Origin of the sequence: Roseovarius sp. MMSF_3350 (assembly GCF_030733425.1) — a bacterium.
GTDB lineage: Bacteria > Pseudomonadota > Alphaproteobacteria > Rhodobacterales > Rhodobacteraceae > Roseovarius.
Window position 1 is genome coordinate 140,752 of sequence record NZ_JASHIZ010000008.1, and the last position, 22,938, is coordinate 163,689.

Annotated in this window: 26 protein-coding genes; 19 read left to right on the forward strand and 7 right to left on the reverse strand. The window is 63.1% G+C overall.

The features are described from left to right. Positions 1 to 120 precede the first annotated feature (120 nt). Positions 121 to 1,275, forward strand: a complete 1,155-nt coding sequence (locus RBB31_RS09875) for a cell wall metabolism sensor histidine kinase WalK (protein ID WP_306129117.1) — start codon at positions 121 to 123, stop codon at positions 1,273 to 1,275. Between the two features lie 2 nt (positions 1,276 to 1,277). Beyond that, positions 1,278 to 1,721: a response regulator gene (locus RBB31_RS09880; RefSeq protein WP_306129118.1), complete on the forward strand. Its 444-nt coding sequence runs from the start codon at positions 1,278 to 1,280 to the stop codon at positions 1,719 to 1,721. 42 nt (positions 1,722 to 1,763) lie between these two features. On the opposite strand, the gene RBB31_RS09885 is transcribed toward RBB31_RS09880, so the two are convergent. After that, positions 1,764 to 2,246 (reverse strand): MarR family winged helix-turn-helix transcriptional regulator, encoded by a 483-nt coding sequence (locus RBB31_RS09885; protein WP_306129119.1) that lies wholly within the window; start codon positions 2,244 to 2,246, stop codon positions 1,764 to 1,766. Between the two features lie 246 nt (positions 2,247 to 2,492). On the opposite strand from RBB31_RS09885, the gene ectA reads away from it, so the two are divergent. The 4 genes from ectA to RBB31_RS09905 are packed head-to-tail and all read left to right on the forward strand — an operon-like array spanning position 2,493 to position 6,206. Then, the gene (gene ectA, locus RBB31_RS09890) at positions 2,493 to 3,017 is read left to right on the forward strand and encodes a diaminobutyrate acetyltransferase (protein WP_306129120.1); all 525 of its coding nucleotides are present in this window, start codon (positions 2,493 to 2,495) and stop codon (positions 3,015 to 3,017) included. Between the two features lie 54 nt (positions 3,018 to 3,071). Then, positions 3,072 to 4,361: a diaminobutyrate--2-oxoglutarate transaminase gene (ectB, locus tag RBB31_RS09895; RefSeq protein ID WP_306129121.1), complete on the forward strand. Its 1,290-nt coding sequence runs from the start codon at positions 3,072 to 3,074 to the stop codon at positions 4,359 to 4,361. Between the two features lie 5 nt (positions 4,362 to 4,366). Next, the gene (locus RBB31_RS09900; RefSeq protein ID WP_306129122.1) at positions 4,367 to 4,768 is read left to right on the forward strand and encodes an ectoine synthase; all 402 of its coding nucleotides are present in this window, start codon (positions 4,367 to 4,369) and stop codon (positions 4,766 to 4,768) included. 4 nt (positions 4,769 to 4,772) lie between these two features. Then, positions 4,773 to 6,206: an aspartate kinase gene (locus RBB31_RS09905; protein ID WP_306129123.1), complete on the forward strand. Its 1,434-nt coding sequence runs from the start codon at positions 4,773 to 4,775 to the stop codon at positions 6,204 to 6,206. Between the two features lie 82 nt (positions 6,207 to 6,288). Here RBB31_RS09905 and RBB31_RS09910 read toward each other — a convergent pair whose 3' ends face one another. Next, a complete protein-coding gene (locus RBB31_RS09910) occupies positions 6,289 to 7,098 on the reverse strand; it encodes a quinoprotein dehydrogenase-associated SoxYZ-like carrier (RefSeq protein WP_306129124.1) in 810 nt (269 codons plus the stop codon). Between the two features lie 106 nt (positions 7,099 to 7,204). On the opposite strand from RBB31_RS09910, the gene RBB31_RS09915 reads away from it, so the two are divergent. Further along, positions 7,205 to 8,236, forward strand: a complete 1,032-nt coding sequence (locus RBB31_RS09915; protein ID WP_306129125.1) for a quinoprotein relay system zinc metallohydrolase 2 — start codon at positions 7,205 to 7,207, stop codon at positions 8,234 to 8,236. A 3-nt stretch (positions 8,237 to 8,239) separates the two neighbouring features. Here RBB31_RS09915 and RBB31_RS09920 read toward each other — a convergent pair whose 3' ends face one another. Further along, a complete protein-coding gene (locus tag RBB31_RS09920) occupies positions 8,240 to 8,854 on the reverse strand; it encodes a hypothetical protein (RefSeq protein ID WP_306129126.1) in 615 nt (204 codons plus the stop codon). Positions 8,855 to 9,019: 165 nt separating this feature from the next. Between RBB31_RS09920 and RBB31_RS09925 the strand changes: the two genes are divergently transcribed. The 8 genes from RBB31_RS09925 (at position 9,020) to RBB31_RS09960 (ending at position 17,013) form a co-directional block, all read left to right on the forward strand. Next, a complete protein-coding gene (locus RBB31_RS09925) occupies positions 9,020 to 10,147 on the forward strand; it encodes an S-(hydroxymethyl)glutathione dehydrogenase/class III alcohol dehydrogenase (RefSeq protein ID WP_306129127.1) in 1,128 nt (375 codons plus the stop codon). Between the two features lies 1 nt (position 10,148). Beyond that, a complete protein-coding gene (fghA, locus tag RBB31_RS09930; protein WP_306129128.1) occupies positions 10,149 to 10,982 on the forward strand; it encodes an S-formylglutathione hydrolase in 834 nt (277 codons plus the stop codon). Positions 10,983 to 11,019: 37 nt separating this feature from the next. After that, positions 11,020 to 11,412, forward strand: coding sequence for a cytochrome c family protein (locus RBB31_RS09935; protein ID WP_169189896.1), 393 nt, complete (start codon positions 11,020 to 11,022; stop codon positions 11,410 to 11,412). A gap of 120 nt (positions 11,413 to 11,532) precedes the next feature. Next, the gene (locus RBB31_RS09940) at positions 11,533 to 13,332 is read left to right on the forward strand and encodes a methanol/ethanol family PQQ-dependent dehydrogenase (RefSeq protein ID WP_306129129.1); all 1,800 of its coding nucleotides are present in this window, start codon (positions 11,533 to 11,535) and stop codon (positions 13,330 to 13,332) included. Between the two features lie 107 nt (positions 13,333 to 13,439). After that, entirely contained in the window at positions 13,440 to 13,967 is a 528-nt protein-coding gene (locus tag RBB31_RS09945) for a c-type cytochrome, methanol metabolism-related (protein ID WP_306129130.1), read from the forward strand. Next, a complete protein-coding gene (locus RBB31_RS09950) occupies positions 13,951 to 14,820 on the forward strand; it encodes a substrate-binding domain-containing protein (RefSeq protein WP_371931314.1) in 870 nt (289 codons plus the stop codon). Before RBB31_RS09945 ends, RBB31_RS09950 begins: the two co-directional genes overlap by 17 nt. After that, a complete protein-coding gene (locus RBB31_RS09955) occupies positions 14,817 to 15,362 on the forward strand; it encodes a PQQ-dependent catabolism-associated CXXCW motif protein (RefSeq protein WP_371931315.1) in 546 nt (181 codons plus the stop codon). The genes RBB31_RS09950 and RBB31_RS09955 overlap by 4 nt, the downstream gene beginning before the upstream one ends. 100 nt (positions 15,363 to 15,462) lie before the next feature. Beyond that, positions 15,463 to 17,013 (forward strand): hypothetical protein, encoded by a 1,551-nt coding sequence (locus tag RBB31_RS09960; protein ID WP_306129131.1) that lies wholly within the window; start codon positions 15,463 to 15,465, stop codon positions 17,011 to 17,013. A gap of 46 nt (positions 17,014 to 17,059) precedes the next feature. Here RBB31_RS09960 and RBB31_RS09965 read toward each other — a convergent pair whose 3' ends face one another. From RBB31_RS09965 to RBB31_RS09980, 4 genes are read right to left on the reverse strand one after another with little or no spacing between them, the layout of a single operon-like run. Further along, entirely contained in the window at positions 17,060 to 17,869 is an 810-nt protein-coding gene (locus tag RBB31_RS09965) for a quinoprotein dehydrogenase-associated SoxYZ-like carrier (RefSeq protein ID WP_306129132.1), read from the reverse strand. Then, the gene (locus RBB31_RS09970) at positions 17,866 to 18,798 is read right to left on the reverse strand and encodes a beta-propeller fold lactonase family protein (RefSeq protein WP_371931316.1); all 933 of its coding nucleotides are present in this window, start codon (positions 18,796 to 18,798) and stop codon (positions 17,866 to 17,868) included. Before RBB31_RS09970 ends, RBB31_RS09965 begins: the two co-directional genes overlap by 4 nt. Beyond that, positions 18,782 to 19,324, reverse strand: a complete 543-nt coding sequence (locus RBB31_RS09975; protein WP_306129133.1) for an SRPBCC family protein — start codon at positions 19,322 to 19,324, stop codon at positions 18,782 to 18,784. Before RBB31_RS09975 ends, RBB31_RS09970 begins: the two co-directional genes overlap by 17 nt. Further along, the gene (locus RBB31_RS09980) at positions 19,321 to 19,827 is read right to left on the reverse strand and encodes a DUF3280 domain-containing protein (protein ID WP_306129134.1); all 507 of its coding nucleotides are present in this window, start codon (positions 19,825 to 19,827) and stop codon (positions 19,321 to 19,323) included. The genes RBB31_RS09975 and RBB31_RS09980 overlap by 4 nt, the downstream gene beginning before the upstream one ends. 121 nt (positions 19,828 to 19,948) lie before the next feature. Between RBB31_RS09980 and RBB31_RS09985 the strand changes: the two genes are divergently transcribed. From RBB31_RS09985 to RBB31_RS10000, 4 genes are read left to right on the forward strand one after another with little or no spacing between them, the layout of a single operon-like run. Continuing rightward, positions 19,949 to 21,154 (forward strand): ABC transporter substrate-binding protein, encoded by a 1,206-nt coding sequence (locus RBB31_RS09985; RefSeq protein ID WP_371931317.1) that lies wholly within the window; start codon positions 19,949 to 19,951, stop codon positions 21,152 to 21,154. A gap of 9 nt (positions 21,155 to 21,163) precedes the next feature. Further along, a complete protein-coding gene (locus tag RBB31_RS09990; protein WP_306129135.1) occupies positions 21,164 to 22,138 on the forward strand; it encodes a YVTN family beta-propeller repeat protein in 975 nt (324 codons plus the stop codon). 17 nt (positions 22,139 to 22,155) lie between these two features. Further along, positions 22,156 to 22,605, forward strand: coding sequence for a hypothetical protein (locus RBB31_RS09995; protein ID WP_103764963.1), 450 nt, complete (start codon positions 22,156 to 22,158; stop codon positions 22,603 to 22,605). 13 nt (positions 22,606 to 22,618) lie between these two features. Next, positions 22,619 to 22,867: a PepSY domain-containing protein gene (locus RBB31_RS10000; RefSeq protein ID WP_306129136.1), complete on the forward strand. Its 249-nt coding sequence runs from the start codon at positions 22,619 to 22,621 to the stop codon at positions 22,865 to 22,867. The last annotated feature ends 71 nt before the right edge of the window (positions 22,868 to 22,938 follow it).

Consider the following 22,938-nt stretch of genomic DNA (forward strand, 5'->3'; position numbering starts at 1 on the left):
CTGGCCCGTTCGGAGTTAACGAAATTGCCTAAAGTTTTCCATTATCCAGCCCAATGAACACCACCCCCGCGATCTACGGTTTCCTGGGCTGGCTCTCTTGCACGGTATGAAAGGGCATCAATGCAACCAATTGCACACCCTCAGAAAGGCGACAACATTGGCGCGCCGCGTCCCGACGAGGCCGCAATGACCAACCTGTCGTTTCTCGAAACGATCCTCGAAAGCCTGCAGGACGGTGTCTACGTCTATGCCAGCGACACCCTTCGCATCCGCTACATGAACGAGGCCGCCCGCGCCCGCCACGGCTGGACCCGCCAGGAGACCCGCAAGAAACGCATCAGCGATACCGCCGCGACATTCAACACCAAATCCTTTTTCCGCGCGGCCGCCCCCCTCCTCAGTGGCGAGCAAAGCGTCATCACCCTGGAACTGGTACATTTCACCGGACCGATCGAAGTGTCCACACGGATGGTGCGCACCGCCGACGAAGGCGACTTCTTCGTCTCAATCCTGCGCGACATCTCCGACCGTAAATGCTCTCAGTTCGAAAAAGTGCAGACCGTCTCGACCGTCAGCCATGAATTGCGCACGCCGCTCACCTCGATCCACGGCGCGCTTCGACTGCTCAAGGCCGGCGCTGTGGCAGAGCTGGACCCCAAGACGCAAAACGTGGTCGACATCGCCGCGCGCAACACCGACCGCCTGCTCTCGATCGTCAACGACATCCTCGACCTCGAAAAGATCAACAGCAACAAGATGGACTTTTCCATCGCGGAAATGGACGTCGTGAGCTGCGTGAACGACACTGTCGAGATGATCGCCGGCGCGGCTTTGGAAAACGACGTGCGGCTTGACGTCGGTTCCGATCTGCGAAACGCCATGGTGCTAGGCAACCCCGAGCGTATCTCGCAGGTCATAACCAACTTCACCTCGAACGCGATCAAGTATTCGCCCAAGGGCGCGCCGGTGCGAATAGGCATCACCCAGACCGAAGACGGCATCGTCATTTCCGTAACCGACCATGGCCCCGGCATTTCCGAAGATCAGAACCGAATGCTTTTCAAACCGTTCTCGCAGGCCCGCGCCGGCGACGGCAGCAAACGTCCGGGCACCGGGCTTGGCCTTGCCATCGTGGCCGCGATCGCCGAACGCCTCGATTATCCGGTCGATTTCCGATCTGTCGTCGGCCAGGGCAGCACTTTTCAGTTCCGTATACCGTCGCACCTTGTACTCTGGACCGATCCGCACGACACTGCGGACGCAGCAGCGGGCTAGGCATGACCGAGATCTTGAGCTTTCCTAGCCGCTTTAAGAAGGAGACAGGCGTGACGTCACAGCCACTGAAAACGATTCTGCATGTGGATGACGACGACGACATCCGCGTAATCATCAAGATGGCTCTGGAAACCGTCGGGTCCTTCGAGGTGCACCAGTTTTCCAGCGGACAGGCGGCCGTGTCGAACGCCGCCGCGGTCAGTCCTCAGATGCTGTTACTGGATGTGATGATGCCCGACATGTCGGGCGAAGACGTCTGGCGCGCGGTCACGGCCCAGCCTGGCCTGGACGATATTCCCACGGTTTTCCTGACCGCGAAAGCCGAGGATTCCTTTTCCAAGCAGCTACGCGACAAGGGCGCCCTTTCCGTCATCACCAAGCCGGTTGATCCGATGATGTTGGCCACGCAGATCGAGCAGATTTGGGAAACCGCCAACCGGACCTAATTGGTCTGCCGCGCGGGTTCGGCGACACCGCAATCCGGCGAGTCAGCCGTCGCCCAAGTGCTTGAAATCGCCCGAATCCAGCACCGGCGCGAGGTCGAACTCGTCCGCGTCCAGCATCGCCGCCACGCGCTCCAGGCTCGACACCAGCATCGCCTGTTCCCAGTCTTCCATGACCGAGAACTTGCGCACGAACCGCTGTTGCAGCGGGTCCGGCGCCTTGGCGAGCGTCTCGCGCCCTTTCGCGGTCAGGTGGATATTGGTCTGGCGCCGGTCCTGCGTCGACTTCTCGCGCAGCACCATGCCTTCGCCCACCAGCTTGTCCACCAGCGAGGTGACGGTCGCTTGCGTCACACGCATTCGCGATGATATCGCGGTCGCCGTAGCCTGCCCGGTCTCGCCTATGATCTGCAAGACCCGGAACTGGGCCGGGGTCACCCCGGCGGATTGCTTGACCTCACGGCCGAACAGTTCGGTCGCGCGGAGAATGCGTCTCAATGCGACTAATGAAGTATCGATGCGGTCCATTCCTACCTTTGGCGTTTCGTTTGGATAGCTAAACATATACCCTGAACTCCCACTTGTGAAGCCCTTAGTCCTTAGCTAGACCAAGCAGGCGCCTTCCCCCACGCCACACGTGGCGAAGTTTTTTCATTATTTTTTCAAGGGGTTTAGGCTTAAATTAGTTAGCCTAACAAAAAATTTGCTTAGCCTCTTGAAGCTCCCCCCTGCCAGTGCTACTTTGTTTGCCAAAGCAAATCGGAGAAAAAATCTATGCCCCGCGACCTTGCAAAAGAAACGATCCCCACCCTTCGAGAGCCGGAGGCGACCGACGGCTCCGAGATCTGGGAGTTGGTGCGTGCCTGCAAGCCGCTCGACGAAAACTCGATGTACTGCAACCTGATCCAGTGCGACCATTTCGCAGAAACCTGCGTATTGGCCGAAATCGACGGCAAGCCGGTCGGTTGGGTGTCGGGCCACGTCATTCCCAGCGACCCTGAAACGCTGTTTATCTGGCAGGTGGCCGTGTCCGAGGACGCCCGCGGCATGGGCCTCGGCTCGCTGATGCTCAAAGAGGCGCTGCAACGCGATGCCTGTCAGGACGTGAACAAGATCCAGACGACGATTACTTCGGACAACAAGGCATCCTGGGCGCTCTTCCGGAAATTTGCCGAAGAGTTCGGAACCGACCTGTCGGCTGAGGCGTATTATGAAAAGGACGAGCACTTCAACGGTCAAAGCAAGACGGAGAACCTCGTAACCATCAAGCTGGCTGAAGAGCTGGCCAAGGCGGCCTGACCCCGGGGCCGCCACCCCTTTCCCCTCAAATTCTGTCATTGAAAGAGAGGTCGTATGTCTACGAATACCTCGCATAAACCTGTTTTCGAGCGCCGTGAATCCGAGGCTCGCAGCTACTGCCGCGGGTTCGACACGGTCTTCACCTCCGCATCCGGCGCCGAAATGACCGATGTGGACGGTCGCACCTATATCGACTTTTTGGCCGGCTGTTCCTCGTTGAACTACGGTCACAACGATCCCGACATGAAGGCGGCCCTGCTCGAGCACATCTCGAATGACGGCATCGCGCACGGGCTCGACATGATGTCCGACACCAAGGCGCAGTTCCTCGAGACCTTCGAAAAACTGATCCTCGAGCCGCGCGGCATGGACCACAAAATCATGATGACCGGCCCGACCGGCACTAACGCCGTCGAGTCCGCGCTGAAGCTCGCGCGCAAGGTCACAGGCCGCCGGGACATCGTCGCCTTCACCAACGGCTTTCACGGCATGACCATGGGCGCCCTCGCCGCGACCGGCAACGCCGGCAAGCGCGGTGGTGCCGGGGGCGTGTCGCTTCCCGACGTGAACCGAATGCCCTACGAAGGCGCGTTCGGCGATGATGTCGACACGATCGCCCAGATGGAGATGATGCTCGACAATCCTTCATCGGGCGTCGTCGCACCCGCCGCGTTCCTGGTGGAACTGGTGCAGGGCGAAGGCGGGCTCAACGCCGCGTCGAAGGAATGGGTCGAACGCCTGGGCCGCCTGGCCAAGAAGCACGGAAGCCTGCTGATCGTCGATGACATTCAGGCCGGCATCGGCCGCGCCGGAAGTTTCTTCAGCTTCGACGACATGGATGTCGAACCCGACATGATCCCGCTGGCGAAATCACTGTCCGGCTTCGGCCTGCCCTTCGCCGCGCTCTTGATCCGCCGCGACCTCGACATCTGGAAACCGGCCGAGCACAACGGGACCTTCCGTGGCAACACGCACGCTTTTGTCACGGCGCGCGTGGCGCTCGAAAAATTCTGGTCGGACGACTCGTTCAAAAACGAGATCGCCGAGAAAGCCAAGATCCTCGAGACCCGCCTGCAACGCATCGCCGACATGGTGCCGGGCGCCAAGCTCAAGGGCCGCGGCATGATGCGCGGCGTCGATGTCGGCTCGGGCGAACTGGCCGAGCAGATCTGCGGCGAAGCGTTCCGCAACGGTCTCATCATCGAGACCTCGGGGAGCTTCGACGAGGTGGTCAAGGTGCTCGCACCGCTGACCATTCCGGTCGAGCTGTTCGAAAAGGGCCTCGACATCCTCGAAAAAGCCGCCTCGACCTGCGTCGAAGGCCACAACATCGCTGCGGAGTAACCGAAATGATTGTCAGAGATTTCAACGAGATCACCCAGAACGAACCCGACCGTGTCGTGTCGGACGCCAACTGGACCAGCGTGCGCATGCTGCTGGCCGACGACAATATGGGTTTTTCGTTCCACATCACATTTCTCGAGGCAGGTTCCGAACACACGTTCGAGTACAAGAACCACTTCGAGAGCGTCTATTGCGTCCAAGGCACCGGCTCGATCACCGACATCGCCACCGGCGAGACGCACGAGATCAAGCCCGGCGTCATGTACGCGCTGGACAAGCACGACCGCCACATCCTGCGCGCCACCGAAGAGCTGGTGATGGCCTGCTGCTTCAACCCGCCGGTCACCGGCAACGAGGTCCATCAGGAAGATGGCTCTTACGCGGCGCCCGAAATCGTCGAGGCGTAAGACAATGACCCACACAGTGGAAAAAATCGGCGGGACGTCCATGTCCCGCCTGCACGAACTGCGCGACACGCTGTTCATCAAGAAGGGCGAGCCGCAATATGGCCGAATCTTCGTGGTTTCGGCCTTCGGCGGCATCACCGACATGTTGCTGGAACACAAGAAGACGGGCGAGGACGGCGCCTATGCCGCCTTTGCCGACGCCGAGGACGATCACGGCTGGCACGATGCCCTGACCAGGGCATGCCGCGCAATGATCAAGGCGCACGAGGATGTCCTCGAGCACCCCGGCGACATTTCCGACGCCACAGCATTCGTGAACGAGCGGATCGAGGGCGCACGCAACTGCCTGATCGACCTGCAGCGCCTGTGCTCCTACGGCCATTTCCGCCTGAACGCGCACCTGATGCACATCCGCGAACTGCTGTCGGGCTTGGGCGAGGCGCACAGCGCCCATGTGGCCGCGCTGCTCCTGAAGCGGGCCGGTGTCAACGCCCGCGCCGTGGATCTGACCGGGTGGCGCGAAGATGGCGAAGTCACGCTCGACGAGCGCATCAACAACGCCATGGCCAGCGTCGATGCGGCAACCGAGATGCCCATCGTCACCGGCTATGCCCAATGCCGCGAGGGCCTGATGAAGGAATTCGACCGCGGCTATTCCGAGGTCACCTTCTCGCAGATGGCCGCCCTCACCGGCGCGCGCGAGGCGATCATCCACAAGGAATTTCACCTCTCCTCTGCCGACCCCAAGCTGGTCGGCGCCGAGAACGTGCGCACCTTGGGGCACACCAACTATGACGTGGCCGACCAGATGGCGAACCTCGGGATGGAGGCGATCCACCCCTCCGCCGCCAAGACACTGCGCCAGGCCGGCGTGCCCCTGCGCGTCACCAACGCGTTCGAGCCGGACGAACCCGGCACGATCATCGACGACCAGCCCGCCGACGCACCGGCGGTCGAGATGGTCACGGGCCTCGACATCATCGCGCTGGAAGTGTTCGAACAGGACATGGTCGGCGTCAAAGGGTATGACGCGGCGATCCTCGACGCGTTGACGCGCCACGACGTGCGCATCGTGTCGAAAGCGTCGAACGCCAACACGATCACGCACTATGTCGACGCATCGGTCAAAGCCATGCGCAAGGTGGCCGACGACCTGGCGGAGAAATACCCGCAGTCCGAGATCCGCAACCGCAAGCTTGCGCTGGTCTCCGTCATTGGACGCGATCTCGACGGGCTCAGCACGCTGCAACGCGGGCTGCAGGCCTTGGCCGACAACGGCATGGCCTCGCTCGGCGCCACCCAGGGCCCGCGCCACGTCGACACGCAGTTCATCCTCGAACGAGAGGACCGCGATCCAGCGATCAAGGCGCTGCACGACATGTTTTTCGGCAAGGCGTCTAGCCCGGCAAAAAAGCCGGAGATCACGATCGCTGCCTGACAGCGCCCTCGCCCTAGCTGACATGAAAAAGCGCGCGCCGTTCCGCCGGTGCGCGCTTTTTAATTCCGGACTGCGTGGCCGCTCAGCCGTCCAGCGATTTCGGCAAGGTGCTTTCAAACACGTTGCCCTCGGTATCCGTCGCCTTCACCGTCAGGTCGGTCGAGCCGTTGTCATTATAGAAAAACCGGAATGACGGGTTTTCCGAAATCGAAATCCCCCCTGTCATCGAGAACAGCATCTCGTCGCCCTGCCGCACCTCGATCGTGTCGATGAAATGCGCCGGGATGAACAGCTGCGTGATTTGATCGCGCTGAAGCCCCGAATAATTCGGATGCCGGATCATGATCTGCGCCTCGCGCCGGGGCGTGGACACCGCCGCCGTCTCGCCAAAGCTGCGCAGCTTCATCCGGCCCATGCCCGCCAGCGCCTGCTCGGGGTCTTTCGAGGCCGGGGCCGAACAGCCACCTGATGCCTTCACGAACCGTCCGGTCATGTAAAGACCGTCCTCGGTTTCGGTGATCACCCGCACGTTGGAATATTGGTTCACGCGGACGCGCATCTCGAAATCGATCTGGCCCATTCCGGGGCCGAACGTGAATTCGCCCGCCAAGGGCGCAGGGTTCTCGTCAATCACCACCGTGGCCGACGTGATCTGCGCGTCCGGATCGGTCTGCTTCAGATGCACCGGCACGGTCGCGGCGTCATGCGCACGGTATGGCGCCTCGACGCCAAGCGGGCCCTCCGCCTCCTCCAGCGTGGCCTCGCCCAGCACGTCATAGCGCAGGTCCTGCCAGGTCGGGCTTTCGGTCAAGGGGTTCTTGACCGCCTCCTCGGTCCAACCGGCTGTGGCCATCAGGCCCAGCGCCACAACGGATGCAATCGCATGTCTCATACGGTCTCCTCCCGTAATGCGACCGTTTATGCCACGAAACGGCGGCAGAATCCACTTATACGAAATGGGGCATGGACCTCACAATCGCGTGTGCCATGATCCGCCCATGTTCGAAGTTGTCGTCACCGCCTGTCTATCGCTTGCCGCCCAGGGGGCCGAACCCGCCTGCCGCGACATGCTGCTGGCGGGCTATGAGGCCTCCACACCGGCCCAATGCGAGGCGCAACTGCCCGCTCTGGCGAAAAGCTACGAGTCGCCGCGCTGCGAGCCCGTCGGCCGCGCGCTCGAAACGACCGAGGTCGCCCCCGGAGTTTACGCCCATCTGGGACAGATCGAGGAGCCCGATACGCAAAACCATGGCGACGTCGCCAATCTCGGCTTCATCGTGGGCGCCGACAGCGTCGCGGTGATCGACACCGGCTCGGCCCGCTGGATCGGCGAGGCGCTCTGGCGCGCCATCCGTCAGAATACCGACAAGCCCGTCAGCCACGTGATCCTGACCCACATGCACCCCGACCACGTGTCGGGCACGGATGCGTTCAGCACCACCGGGGCACAGGTCGTGTCCCATGCCGCCCTGCCCCGCGCACTGGCAGACCGGCAGGCCAATTACGCGGAAAGCCTCACGCGCCTCATCGGCCCCGCCTTCGCCGGCTCGACCATGCCCGAGGTCAACATCACCGTGCCGCCGGACGCGCCCATGCAGATCGACCTCGGCGGACGCATCCTCACCCTGCACGCCTGGCCCACCGCCCATACCGGCAACGATCTGACCGTGCTTGACGAGACGACCGGCACGCTCTTCACCGGCGACCTCGTATTTCACATCCACACCCCGGCGCTCGACGGCAGCGTGCTGGGCTGGCTCGACGTTCTGGATCAACTGCAGGAGTGGGATATCGCCCGCATCGTCCCCGGCCACGGCGGCCCGGTGCTGGACTGGCCCGAAGGCGCAAAGGATCAGCGCCGTTATCTCGAAACCCTGCGCGACGACACCCGCGCCGCAATTTCCAACGGCACCCGCCTGGGCGAGGCCGTCACCACCATCGCAGACAGCGAGGCCGACAAGTGGAAGCTTTTCGAGGCCTACAACCCGCGCAACGCCACCGTCGCCTTCACCGAACTGGAATGGGAATAACGCCTAGTCCTTCGCCACGCCTTGCAACATCTGCGCAATGGCAAACAGACGCTTCTCGATCAGTTGCGGGGTCTCGCACAGGTAGGTGATCGACTGCTGCCGGTCGGAATAGATCACCTGGTCCCAGTCCAGCCTCTCTTCCAATTCATCGATCCGGTCGTAATCCGGCTCCTCGGCTTCCAGTGCCGTGTCCATCTCCAGCCGCATCTCGTCGATCTTTTCGGCCAGCGCGATCTGCCCCAGCGAGAAATCCGCGATCCCGTTGATGATCTGCGACCGCCGCGTGTTGAGCGTCTTGAACGTCTGCGCAAAGGCCCGGCCAAGGTTGGCCTCCTTGTCCTCGGGCCAGCGACCGACGAAATCCTCCGCCGCCTGCCGCAGCGCGTCCATCTCCAGCCGCCGCACCGCCAGCGTGCCTGCCAGGTCCCCGATATCCGCCGCCAGCGCGGCATCCTCGACCTCGTTCTCGGGCAGCGCGATTGGCCACATCAGCCCCAGCGACAAGGTTTCGACCTTGCGCTGCACGCAAGGCCATGTCGGATCCGAGAAATCCTCCGCCGTCAGCGGGGCGGGGATACTCAGAAACCCGGCGAATGCCGTAATAATCAGCGTCCTCATATGGTCCTCCCTTGGTCCCATGGGAACACGCCCATCCATCCCTGGCAAGTGTCCACATTGGAATACCAACCAAGGTACTAATTGTGTCGCGCCGCCGCCGCCCCCTACCATCATTCTGGAATCACGCGCCATGTCTGCGGCGCGAACGGGAGGAAATACACTATCATGCGCACGAAAGCTGCCGTGGCCCTCGAGGCCGGCAAACCACTGGAAATCATGGAAGTCGAACTCGAAGGCCCCAAGGCCGGCGAGGTTCTGGTGGAAATCAAGGCGACAGGCCTGTGTCACACCGACGAATTCACCCGCTCGGGCGACGACCCCGAAGGCATCTTCCCGGCCATCCTGGGCCATGAAGGCGCCGGCGTGGTGCTGGAAGTCGGCGAAGGCGTCACCACGCTCAAGCCCGGCGACCACGTGATCCCGCTCTACACGCCCGAATGCCGCGAATGCGCGTCGTGCCTCTCGGGCAAGACCAACCTCTGCACGGCAATCCGCAACACCCAGGGCCAGGGCCTGATGCCAGACGGCACCACGCGGTTCAAGATGCTCGATGGTACCCCGATCCACCACTACATGGGCTGCTCGACCTTCGCCAACCACACGGTTATGCCGGAAATCGCGCTGGCCAAGGTGCGCGAGGACGCGCCCTTCGACAAGATCTGCTATATCGGCTGCGGCGTGACCACCGGCATCGGCGCGGTGATCAACACCGCCGGCGTCGAGATCGGCTCGACCGCCGCGGTCTTCGGCCTGGGCGGCATCGGCCTCAACGTGATCCAGGGCCTGCGCATGGCGGGCTGCGACATGATCATCGGTGTCGATCTCAATGACGACAAGGCCGAGATGGCCCGCAAGTTCGGCATGACCCATTTCGTGAACCCCACCAAGGTCGACAACACGGTCCAGGAGATCGTGAACATGACCAAGAAGGGCAACGACCAGATCGGCGGCGTGGACTATTCCTTCGACGCCACCGGCAACGTCAAGGTGATGCGCGACGCGCTGGAATGCTCGCACCGCGGCTGGGGCTGCTCGGTTATCATCGGCGTGGCCCCCGCGGGCGCCGAGATTTCCACCCGCCCCTTCCAGCTGGTCACCGGCCGGGTCTGGAAAGGCACCGCCTTCGGCGGCGCCAAGGGCCGGACCGATGTGCCGAAATTCGTCGACTGGTACATGGACGGCAAGATCGAGATCGACCCCATGATCACTCACAAGCTCAAGCTGGAAGAGATCAACCACGGGTTCGAACTGATGCACGAAGGCAAATCGATCCGCGCCGTGGTGGAGTTCTGATTTGTCCCACGAGGTCGTCTCACAAAACAGGAGCTTCGGCGGCGAACAGATCGTCTACAAGCACAGTTCCAACACCTGTGCGTGCGAGATGACCTACGCTGTCTACCAGCCTCCGCAGGCCAAGGATGGCCCGGTTCCGGTGCTTTGGTACCTTTCGGGCCTGACCTGCAACCACGAGAACGCCATGACCAAGGGCGGGTTCCAGGAGCACGCGGCGCGCGAAGGCATCGCGCTGGTGTTCCCCGACACCTCGCCCCGTGGCGAGAACGTGGCGGATGACGAGGCGTATGACCTCGGCCAGGGGGCCGGCTTCTACGTGAACGCCACCTGCGACCCGTGGCGGCAGCATTACCGCATGTACGACTACATCGTGAACGAGCTCTATTCGATCATCGCGGAGACCCAGCCGGTGCAGGACCGTCACGGCATCACCGGTCATTCCATGGGCGGGCACGGTGCCATGACCATCGCCATGCGCAACCCCGACAAGTTCGAGTCACTTTCCGCCTTCGCCCCCATCGCCAACCCGACCCGCTCGGATTGGGGCCGCAAGCAGCTCAGCGCCTATCTGGGCGACGACGAAAGCACCTGGGCGCAGCATGATTCCACCCTACTATTGGAGGAACACGGCTGGAAAGGAGACGTTCTGATCGACCAGGGATCGAGCGATCAATTCCTCGACCTGCTCAAACCCGAGGCGCTGGCCGACACCATGGCCAAACGCCGCCAGCCCGGCCAGATCCGCATCCAGCCGGGCTATGACCACTCGTACTTTTTCGTGCAGACTTTCGCCGCCGACCACGTCTTGTGGCATGCCGAACGCCTTCTGCAATGATGTGTGTACTGACACTGTTGACTAGGGAGACATCAACTTGACCATTCGTACCATCCTCGCCGCCGCCATCCTGACCGCAACCCCTGCGCTTGGCTTTGCGCAAGACGTCGAAGGCGACGCCGAAGCCGGCGAGAAGGTGTTCCGCAAATGCATGGCCTGCCACGCCGTCGGCGAAGACGCCAAGAACAAGGTCGGCCCCGTTCTGAACGACATCGTCGGCGCGCCCATCGCGGCGAATGAGGATTTCGACTATTCCGACGTGCTCGCCGAGATGGGCGCCGAGGGCAAGACCTGGACGCCCGAAGAACTGGCAGCCTTCCTTGAAAAACCGCGCGACTACGCCAAGGGCACCAAGATGGCCTTCGCCGGTCTGCGCAAGGAAGAGGAAAGAATGAACGTGATCGCGTACCTCGCCTCCACAGGCGAATAACGCGGCACCTCAGAACGCGGGGGCTCCTTGAAGGAGAGAGCTTGGGACCCCCGCTTTAACGGTCGATAAATCGACCATTCCAATGCGGCGGAAGACCGCTGCTTAAATGGGAGGACTACAATGAAGAAGCTTATGCTCTTAACCTCGGGACTCGCGCTCTGCGCGGGCATGGCCGTCGCCAATGACGACCTTGTCCAGCAGATGGACGACCCGACCCAATGGGCGATCCAGACGGGCGACTACAAGAACCAGCGCTATTCCAAGCTGGACTCGATCAACAAGGAAAACGTCGGTGACCTGCAGGTCGCATGGACCTTCTCGACCGGCGTTCTGCGCGGTCACGAAGGCTCGCCGCTCGTCGTGGGCGACACGATGTATGTCCACACGCCCTTCCCGAACATCGTCTATGCGCTCGATCTGGCCGACGAAGGCAAGATCAAGTGGAAGTACGAGCCCAAGCAGGACCCGGACGTCATTCCGGTGATGTGCTGTGACACCGTGAACCGCGGTGTGGCCTATGCCGACGGCAAGATCTTCCTGCACCAGGCGGACACCAAGGTCGTCGCACTCAATGCCGAAGACGGCTCGGTCGAATGGGAAGTCGTGAACGGCGATCCGTCCATCGGCGAAACCAACACCGCGACCGTTCTTCCGGTCAAGGACAAGGTCATCGTCGGCATCTCGGGCGGCGAGTTCGGCGTGCGTGGTCACGTGACCGCCTACAACATCTCGGACGGCAGCCAGGCCTGGCGCGCCTATTCAATGGGCCCGGACGAGGACATCCTCGTGGACCCCGAGAACACCACTCACCTGGGTGAGCCTGTCGGCGAAAACTCCGGCACCAACACCTGGGAAGGCGACCAGTGGCAAATCGGCGGCGGCACCACCTGGGGCTGGTACTCGGCGGATCTCGACGAGAACCTGATGTACTACGGCACCGGCAACCCGTCGACATGGAACCCCTCGCAACGTCCGGGCGACAACCGCTGGTCCATGACCATCATGGCCCGCGACATCGACACCGGCGAGGCCAAGTGGTTCTACCAGATGACCCCGCATGACGAGTGGGATTACGACGGCGTCAACGAAATGATCCTGACGGAGCAGGAAATTGACGGCGAGGAGCGCAAGCTTCTGACCCACTTCGACCGCAACGGTCTGGCCTACACGATGGACCGTGTATCGGGTGAACTTCTGGTGGCCGAAAAGTACGACCCGGTCGTGAACTGGACCTCCGGCGTCGACATGGACCCCGAGTCCGACACCTACGGTCGTCCGGAAGTGGTGGCACAGTACTCCACCGAGCAGAACGGCGAAGACGTCAACTCCACCGGCATCTGCCCGGCGGCGCTTGGCACCAAGGACCAGCAACCGGCGTCCTATGACCCGGAACTGGAATTGTTCCTCGTTCCCACCAACCACGTCTGCATGGACTACGAACCGTTCCGCGTCAGCTACACCGCAGGTCAGCCCTATGTGGGCGCGACCCTGTCGATGTACCCTGCCCCGGACAGCCATGGCGGCATGGGCAACTTCATCGCCTGGGATAACATCAACGGCGAGATCAAGTGGTCCAACCCCGAGCAGTTCTCGGTCTGGTCCGGTTCTCTGACCACCGCGGGCGGCATCACGTTCTACGGTACGCTCGAAGGCTATCTGAAGGCCGTCGACACCGAGACGGGTGAAGAGCTCTACAAGTTCCGCACCCCCTCGGGCATCATCGGCAACGTGATGACCTACGAGCGCGACGGCAAGCAACATATCGCCGTGCTGTCGGGTGTCGGTGGCTGGGCCGGTATCGGTCTCGCGGCCGGTCTGACCAACCCCAATGACGGTCTGGGTGCCGTGGGTGGCTACGCTGCCCTCAGCGACTACACCGCACTGGGTGGCCAGCTGACCGTGTTCACCCTGCCGGACTAAGCCTTGTGCAACAGCCGGGGCCGGTCCTCCAACGCGGAGGGCCGGCCCCGTGCCCAGAAGAAACGATTGATTATCAGTACAGGAAACAGGAAAGGTATGACCGCATCATGAGCACCGGTATCCGCTTGACACTCGCCTCGGCCCTGGTCGCACTGCCGATCACAGCCTCGGCCCAGAACTGGAGCGATCAGCCGGTCGATCCTGCGAACCACGACGAGGCCGTCGCCTACGAGGAAAACGGACGCTACTTCAACGAGGAAGACGTACCGACCTACAACGTGGCCGAAGACGGAACCGTCGACTGGCTGACCTTCTCGGGCTTCCGCCGCTATCACGCCGAGTGCCACGTGTGCCACGGCCCCGATGGCGAAGGCTCGTCCTACGCCCCCAAAGTCAAGAATTCCGCCGTCCACATGGGCTATTACGACTTCTACGATGTCGTCGTGAACGGCCGTGGCAATGGCAACTCCGTCATGCCCCACTTCGGCGACAACCCGAACGTGATGTGCTATCTCGACGATATCTACGTCTATCTCAAGGCCCGCGGCATGGACGCGATCCCGCGCGGACGCCCCGGCTCGAAAGAGGCCAAATCCGACGCGATTCAAGAGGATGAAGATGCCTGCATGGGCTAAATCCCTCGCAAATCGCGCCGCCGCCCGCATCACCGGATCGGCGGCGCTTTGCCTTTCGGCGATGCTGATTTCGGGTCCGGCAACAGCGCAAACCTCGGATCTCGTCTCGCAGAACGCGTTCCGCGTCTGCGCCGACCCGGCCAACTACCCCATGTCCAACAAAGAGGGCACGGGCTACGAGAACAAGCTGGCGGAACTCATCGCGTCCAAGCTGGAATTGCCGGTACAATACACCTGGTACCCCCAGGCGACTGGCTTCATCCGCAACACGCTCAAGATCAAGCGCTGCGACGTGGTGATGGGCTACGCCCAGGGGCACGAGCTGGTGCTGAACACCAACCACTATTTCAGCTCGGTCTATACGCTGATCGTGCCGCAGGACAGCACCCTCGCCTCGGTCGAGTCGCTCACCGACGACGCCCTGCAAGGCACCCGCATCGGCATCATCGCCGGCACGCCGCCTTCGGCGCATCTCGCGCGGCACGGCCTGATCGGCAAGGCCAAGCCCTACAACCTCGTCGTCGACCGCCGGCACGAGAACCCGGCGACCAACATGCTCGACGACCTCAAGGCCGGCGACATCGACGCCGCCATCCTCTGGGGCCCGCTCGGCGGCCCCCTGGTCAAGGCCGACTATCCCGGCATGAAGGTCATCCCCCTCATAAACGAGGAACTGCCCCCACGCCTCTTCTTCCGCATCACCATGGGTGTGCGCCAAGGTGAAAAGGTCTGGCAGCGCGAGCTCAACTCTCTGATCCGCCGCCATCAGGACGAGATCAACGCACTCCTGGTCGAAGCCGGCGTGCCGCTGGTCAGCGACATGGGCAACGAGATGCTGGAAACCGGCCAGTGAACCGCCTGCTGGTGGCCCTTGCCCTCGCGGCCGGGGCTGCCACCGCAGTCCCCGCCGGGGACGTGACCGAGCCCTCCGACTACCGCATGGACCACTACCGCGCCCCGGTGCCAGCGACGCTCAAGGGCGGCACCGTCATCGACACGGAAGACGCCCACGCCCTCTGGCAGTCTGGCGAAGCCGCCTTCATCGACGTCCTCCCCCGCCCTCCGAAACCCGAAAACCTGCCCGAAGGCACCATCTGGCGCGACAAGCCCCGGGCCAGCATACCCGGCGCGGTCTGGCTGCCCAACGTGGGCTATGGCGCCCTGGCCGACGTCACCGCCGATTATTTCCGCGCCGGGCTCGATCACGCCACTGGCGGCGATCCCGATCGCCCGGTCGTCTTCTTTTGCCTGGCCGAATGCTGGATGAGCTGGAACGCCGCGAAACGCGCGATCGAATGGAACCATTCGCCGGTCTACTGGTTTCCCGATGGTACGGACGGGTGGGCGTTTCAGGACTTTCCGCTAGAGGAAACAGTGCCGTTCCCTACCCCCTGACAGGCGCTGAAGCGCAGTTAATTTGCCGTTTGGCCGGGTCGACCCATATGTTTTGAAAGCGACTCACGCAACGAAAACGCAAAGACCTGGGAGTGGAACATTGAATGACAAGTTGATTTACGGGGTCCTGATCGCGGCCGTGGCCGTACTCCTTGCGGTGGCAGCCCTGCGCCCGAGACCCGAACCGCTGGGCGATCAGACCGCCCAAGCCAACGCCGAAAGCTCCGAGCAAGAGACGGCCGCGGCCGAGGGCGACAGCGAAGCTTCCGAGGAAGACGCTGCCGCCGAGAGCGAAAGCCAAGGTGCCGGGCAGGAAACTGCCGCCGCTGAAGGCGAAAGTGAAGGCTCCGAAGAGCAAGCCGCCGCCGCCGAGAGCGACAGCGAAGACTCCGAAGAGCAGATCGCATTCAACGAGAGCGACACCGAAGGCTCCGAAGAGCAGGCCGCATCCGCCGAGAGCGGCACCGAAGGCTCCGAAGAGCAGACCGCATCCGCCGAGAGCGGCACCGAAGGCTCCGAAGAGCAGACCGCCGCCGAGAGCGGCACCGAAGGCTCCGAAGAGCAAACCGCATCCGCTGAGAGCGGCAGCGAAGGCTCAGAAGAGCAGACCGCCTCCGCTGAGAGCGACACCGAAGGCTCAGAAGAGCAGGCCGCATCCGCCGAAAGCGGCACCGAAGGCTCAGAAGAGCAGACCGCCTCCGCCGAGAGAGGCACCGAAGGCTCCGAAGAGCAGGCCGCCGCCGCCGACAGCGACACCGAAGGCTCTGAAGAGCAGACCACATCCGCCGCGAGCGACACCGAAGGCTCAGAAGAGCAAGCCGCATCCGCCGAGAGCGGCACCGAAGGCTCCGAAGAGCAGACCGCCGCCGCCGAGAGCGGCACCGAAGGCTCCGAAGAGCAAACCGCCTCCGCCGAGAGCGGCACCGAAGGCTCCGAAGAGCAGGCCGCATCCGCCGAAAGCGGCACCGAAGGTTCCGAAGAGCAGGCCGCCGCCGAGAGCGACAGCGAGGGCTCAGAAGAGCAAGCCGCATCCGCCGAAAGCGGCACCGAAGGCTCCGAAGAGCAGACCGCATCCGCCGAAAGCGATAGCGAGGACTCAGAAGAGCAAACCGTATCCGCCGAAAGCGGCACCGAAGGTTCCGAAGAGCAAGCCGCATCCGCCGAGAGCGACAGCGAGGGCTCCGAAGAGCAGACCGCCTCCGCCGAGAGCGATAGCGAGGGCTCAGAAGAGCAGACCGCCTCCGCCGCGAGCGACTCCGAAGGCTCCGAAGAGCAGGCCGCCTCCGCCGAGAGCGGCAGCGAAGGCTCCGACGGCTCGCAATCCAGCGCCGACAAGATCGCAGCGCTCGAAGAACGCGTTGCCGCGCTCGAGGCGCAGCTCAGCCAAGGCGGCTCCGGCAATAACGGCGGCGGCTCTGAGTCGGGCGAAGATACTGAAACCTTCGGCGTCGGCTCCACCGCGATGCTGAACGGTGGCGACATCCGCATCTTCGTCAGTTCCATCGCCGATGACACCGTGCGCTTCGCAGTCAACGGGTTCAACCTGCAATCCGCCGAGTCCGGCTCCGAGGTCGAGCTCGACAACGGCTGCACGCTGACCGTCGAAAGCGTCGAGAACAAAACCGCACGCTTCGCCTCGGCCTGCGAATAATCCAGAGCCGACCCCGGGCGCTTTCCGCGTCCGGGGTCAGCCCTTTTCAGTATCCGGTCAGTTTCTTGTGCGCGTGGGCGACGGTGCCATCGGTATCTGTCATCTTAACGTCGACCGCCTGCGCCCGGCTCGGCACCGACAGCGCCACCTGCGGGTTCTCCGACAGCGAAATCGAGCCAGTCATCTCGACATATCCGGCGCCATCCAGGTCGATCTCGACCGTCTCGACATAGCGCATCGGGATGAACAGCAGCGAAATCTGGTCCATCTGCATCCCCGAATGCGACGGGTGCGAAATGTCCACGTCCATCCGGTTCAGCCGATTGGCCAGCTTGTCCACCGCACTCTGCCCCAGTCCGGTCAAACGCCCGGCCAGTTCGATTTCCATCCGCCCCAGCGTTTCCAGCGCCAGCTTAGGGTCGGTCCCCGGCGGGGCCGCACAGGCCCCCTGTCCCGATGTCTTGACGAAGGCCTCAGAGGCGAACAGCCGCCCGTCGGTCGTCTCCGCCACCACATGCATCGGCGTCGGCCCGTTGATCCGCATGGTCACGTCGAAAAAGAATGCCGGCAACGGGGTATCCAGGTCAAAGACCGCCGAGACCGGCATCGGGTTCTCGTCGATCACCAACGTCACGCTGGCAATCTCGGCCCCCTCCGGCGCCACCACATGCGCCGCCAACTGCGTGCGCGCATCGTTGCCCGTCCGGTACGGCGCGTCGATGGCGATCACCTCGGCGCCATCCAAGAGCACCCGCTCGCCATACATCTCGGCGCTCAGGTCCTCCCAGGTGCCCGCCAGGGCCGGCATCGCCATCAGACACAGCGCCCCCAGCGCGCGCATGGATGTTGCGATCATTCCGTGCCTCCTCCCGACAGGAACATGCCAAAGGCCCGCGGGCCGTCGCATGTCTCCACGTCATATATCACGTCCAGCGTTCGTGCGTCCATCACGGTCACCGTGTTCTCGAACCAGTTGGCAAAGACCACGCGGGTCCCGTCCGCCGTGGCGTCAATCCCTTCGGGATACTCGCCGACGCTGACCTCCTCCACCGCCTCAAGCGTCTCAAGGTCGATCACGCTCAAGGAGTTCGCATACTGGTTGGTCACGAAGGCCCGACCGCCTGCGAAGGCCACGCCATAGGGCCGCTCGCCCACCGGCACCGTGGCCAGCACCGTGCCCACGGACGCATCCACTACGCTTACGTCATTGCTGCCCACGTTGCCCACGAATAGCCGCCCATCCGGCGCGAAGCCGAGCCCATAGGGCCGCACGCCCACATCCACCCGGTGCAAGACCTCCAGGGTCTCGGCATCGAAAACCGACACCCGGTCGGCATCCTTCTCGGCACTGGCCAGGAACCGGCCATCTTCCGACAGAGCGATCCCAGCCGGCTCCGCCCCGGTCTTCAGCTCGGCCAGAACCTCCAGCGTCTCGGCATCCAACACCCAAAGCCGCGCATTGTACCAGTCCGACACGTACAGCCGCCCGCGCGCGGCATCCAGCGCCACGCCGGTCGGCCCGCCATCCAGCACCGTTTTGGTCAAAAGCCTGCCGGTGAGCGTGAAACGCCGCACGGTCTTGGTATCCGGGGAGACGGAATAGACCGCATCGCCGCCAACGGCGACCCCGGCAGGCTTGCCCGCCACGTCCCAGCGTTCGATCTCGGCCCCTTGGGCCACATCGATCACGCTCAACGCATCGGCAGGCTGACAGGTGACAAAGGCCGTCTGCCCGGCCACCGGCGTGGCCAGGCAAACCGCCATCAGTTCAAGAACCCGGCGCACCGAACCGCTCGGTCAGCGCGTCGAGCCCTGCCTGGTAGACGCCGCTCACGGCCGCAATCGCCGCCTCGTCGTTCAGTTCGGGCGGCGGATCGTTGTTCGGATAGCCGCGATAGAACGCCCCGCGCCATTCCACGATAGATCCGCCCCCGTCACGCGGCTTCACCGTCAGGTGAGACGAGTAATTCGTCACCGGCAGCGTCTCGACCGCCACCTCGGTGATCCGATAGGAATACGACATCTTCTCGGCATCGTATTTGTAGAGCACCTCGTCGATGGTCGGCCCACCGTCCTCGCCCAGCGTCAGAACCCGCGTGGCGTCGATCTCGTTGCCGCCCTCGCCTTGGGTCGAATGCACCGCCGGGTGCCAGGACATGTCCTGGAAATTCCCGATCGCCTCCCAGACCTCTGCCGGGTCGGCCGCCACTTCGGTGGCCAGCGTCACCTTCTGCCGTGTCGGCCCGTGTGCCAGCGCAATGCCCGGCAGCATCAACGCCGTCAGGCTTGCCATGAACACTCGTCTTCTCATGTATCTTCCTCCCTGAAGATTCGGTTTTTCAAGATTTGTCGCATCCCCCGCGCCCAGATCTCGTCGGAGCTGCCGCGCACGCTGACGCTGCCGCCCTTCACGATCTCGCCGCTGGCGGCATCCTTCAACTGGACCGCGATGGACACCAGTACGGGCGACACCATGTTGACCTCGCCCACCAGGATGAACTCCGCGCCCAGCGTCTCGGCCATGCGGATGTCACACCCGTAACAGCTTGCCGGGTTGCTCACGCGCTCCAGTTCCTCCGCCACCGGCGCAAGGTCCAAAAGCGTGTAGCCCTCGGCCTCGAATCGCTCCGCCAGCATCCCTTCAAGCATCTCCACCCGCGCCAGATCGGCATTGTCCGGCCCCTCGGCCATCAGCGAAGAAGATTGTGTCGTCTGGTCCGAACTGTCCTCCAGATGCAGCCCGAAAAAGGCCACCTCCCCTTGCGCGTGCGCAGCCGGGGCGAAAGCCAGGAACAGGAACAATATCAATCGCATACAGACGTTCTTAGAAGTTAAGAGTCGCCCTTCATTCTGCGTTGCGTACAGTTATTGCGAAACACGGCAATTGGTATTGGTCGGGCCGCGAGAGGCAATCTGGCGGTAAGGGAGGATAAAAGTGCTGAACCGTTTTGCGACGCTTTTCGCGGCCGCGCTGCTCTGCGCCGCCACGCTGATTTTCACCGCAGGATCTGCCGCCGCGATCGACGTGCGCGCCGCCGTCTTGCGCGTCGATTACCAGGTCCAGCGCCCGATCTCGCGCTTCGACGAGGCGCCCGAGGATCTGGGCTTCGCCGGCGCCGCGCTGGCCGATCAGGACAACAACTCCACCGGCAGCTTCATGGGCCATACCTACGAGACGGTCAAGAAATCCGCCGCGCCCGACACCGCCGATGCCGCCCTTGATGAGATTCTCGCCGAAGGCATCCGCCTGATCGTCGTTCATGCCCGGGAAGAGGACGTTCTGCGCCTTGCCGACCGTGCCGCCGAGGATGGCGCGCTGGTCTTCAACGCCCACGCCGGCGACATGCCGATGCGCAACGAGGAATGCCGCGCCAACCTGCTGCATACCGCCACCAGCTATGCCCAGCAGGCCGACGCCATCGCGCAATTCGCCATCTGGAAAAAGTGGCCCCGCTGGGTGCTCATTTCCGGCTCCAACCCCGCCGATATCGCGCTGGCCGACGCCTATCGCCGCGCCGCCACCAAGTTCGGCGCCGAGATCGTCGAGGAACGCGTGTTCGAGGACACCGGCGGCGCCCGCCGCACAGATTCGGGCCATGCCCAGGTGCAGCGCCAACTGCCCACCTTCATGCAGGGCCTGCCCGAGCATGACGTGGTCATCACCGCCGACGAAACCGATTATTTCGCCGCCTACCTCACCTATCACATGTGGGATCCGCGCCCTGTCATGGGCTCCTCGGGCCTGCGCCCGGTGCAGATGCACGGCGGGCACGAATCCTACGGCGCGACCCAGCTTCAGACCCGCTTCGAGGAACTGGCGGGCCGCTATATCAAGGATGCCGACTACAACGTCTGGATCGCCCTGCGCGCCGTGGGCGAGGCGGTGACCCGCGCCCAGACCGCCGAGCCCGACGGCGTGAAAGAGTACCTCCTGTCCGATCAATTCGAACTGGCCGGCTTCAAGGGGCAGGAAGTCACCTTCCGCGACTGGAACGGCCAGATGCGCCAGCAGGTCATGCTCTATGACGGCCGCATCACTGTCAGCGTCAGCCCGCAGGAAGGGTTCCTGCACCAGAACGCCGTGCAGGACACGCTCGGCCTCGACCGCCCGGAATCGGCCTGCACGGCCTTCAGCAACTAAGGGGAACACATGAAACTCAAGGCACTCCTTCTGACCTCCGCCCTGGCGCTCGCCGCCGGGCCCGCGCTGGCCGGCAAGGCCTTCGTCACCAACGAACGCGGCAACACCATCACCGTGATCGACACCGAAACATGGGAAGTGACCGACGAGTTCTTCGCCGGCAACCGCCCCCGCGGCATCACCGCCAGCCCCGACGGCACCAAGATCTATGTCTGCGCCTCCGACGACAACCTCGTCCGTGTGTTCGATTCGGCAACCTACGAGGAATTACCCTCGCTGCCCTCCGGCCCCGATCCCGAGCTTTTCATCATCGAGCCTTCGGGCAAGCGGCTTTATATCGCCAACGAGGATGACAACCTGGTGACCGTCACCGACACCGAAAGCCGCACCGTGCTGGCCGAGGTCCCCGTGGGCGTCGAGCCCGAAGGGATGGGCATGAGCCCCGACGCCAAGTGGGTGGTGAACACGTCCGAAACCACCAACATGGCGCATTTCATCTCGACCGAGGATTACACGATCAAGCACAACATCCTTGTCGACCAGCGCCCGCGCTACGCCCAGTATACCGCGGACGGCACGCGCCTTTTCGTGACGTCCGAGATCGGCGGCACGGTCAGCGTCATGGACATCGCCGAGGACGGTACGCCCACCCTGATCGAGAAGATCAGCTTCGAGGTTCCCAACATACAGCCCGAGTGGCTGCAACCCGTGGGCGCCAAGGTCACCTCCGACGGCAAGCGCCTTTTCGTGGCGCTCGGCCCGTCGAACCGCGTCGCCGTGGTCGACGCCCAAAGCCTCGAGGTGCTGGACTACATCCTCGTGGGCCAGCGCGTCTGGCAGCTCGATTTCACGCCGGACGAGAAATACCTGCTGACAACCAACGGCAATTCCAACGACATCACCGTCATCGACGTGGCCAAGGAAGAGGCCGTGCGCTCCATCCAGGTTGGCGAACAGCCCTGGGGCGTGGTGACCATCGAATAATGAAGGAGACAGAAAAGATGAAGAAACTGATGATGGCCGCAGCCACCGCCGCCACCTGCCTCACCGGCCCCGCCGCCGCCGCACCGCTCTGCGACGACCTCGGCTTTGCCGGTCTGCTGGCCGCCTGCAACCGCGGTGACGACATCCCGATCACCCTCGCCTCGGGTCAGCCCCTGCACGAAACAGGCTCCGTGAACCTGCAATCGGGCGCCTATTACACGCTTGAAATAACCGCCGACGGCTCGGCCGAGCTGGCCGTCACCGGCAGCGATTTCTTCCGCGCGATCTGGATGAACGAAATCGTCATCAACCAGATCGAGATCCGTCCCATGGCCGTCGATTCGCTCGAATTCGACAAGGCGGGCGTCGCCACGATCTCGTTCATCGCCATCAAGCCGGGCAGCCACACGCTGCGCATCCCCGGCTCCACCGGCGAAACGCAACAAGTCACCTTCAACATCCAGTAACGGAGCCTTGAAAATGAAACGCATTATCGCAATCGCGGCGCTTGTCGCCTCGCCCGCCCTCGCTGACGACCACGTCGATGCCGAAACGGTGGAAAAAATCGAGGCCTATCTCGCCTCCATCGAATGCCAGATGGATCCCGCCGACATCGAAGCCGAAGACGACGGCGGCTACGAGCTTGACGACGTCATCTGCAAGGGCGGCGACCAGTTCGACATCGTCCTCGACGCCGACCTGAACGAGGTCGAACGCCGCGCCGAGTAAATTATCCGTTCTCCCATGGAGTAAAGGCCCGCCATGTTGCACATCATAGCATCTCTCTCCTTCTTGCTAAG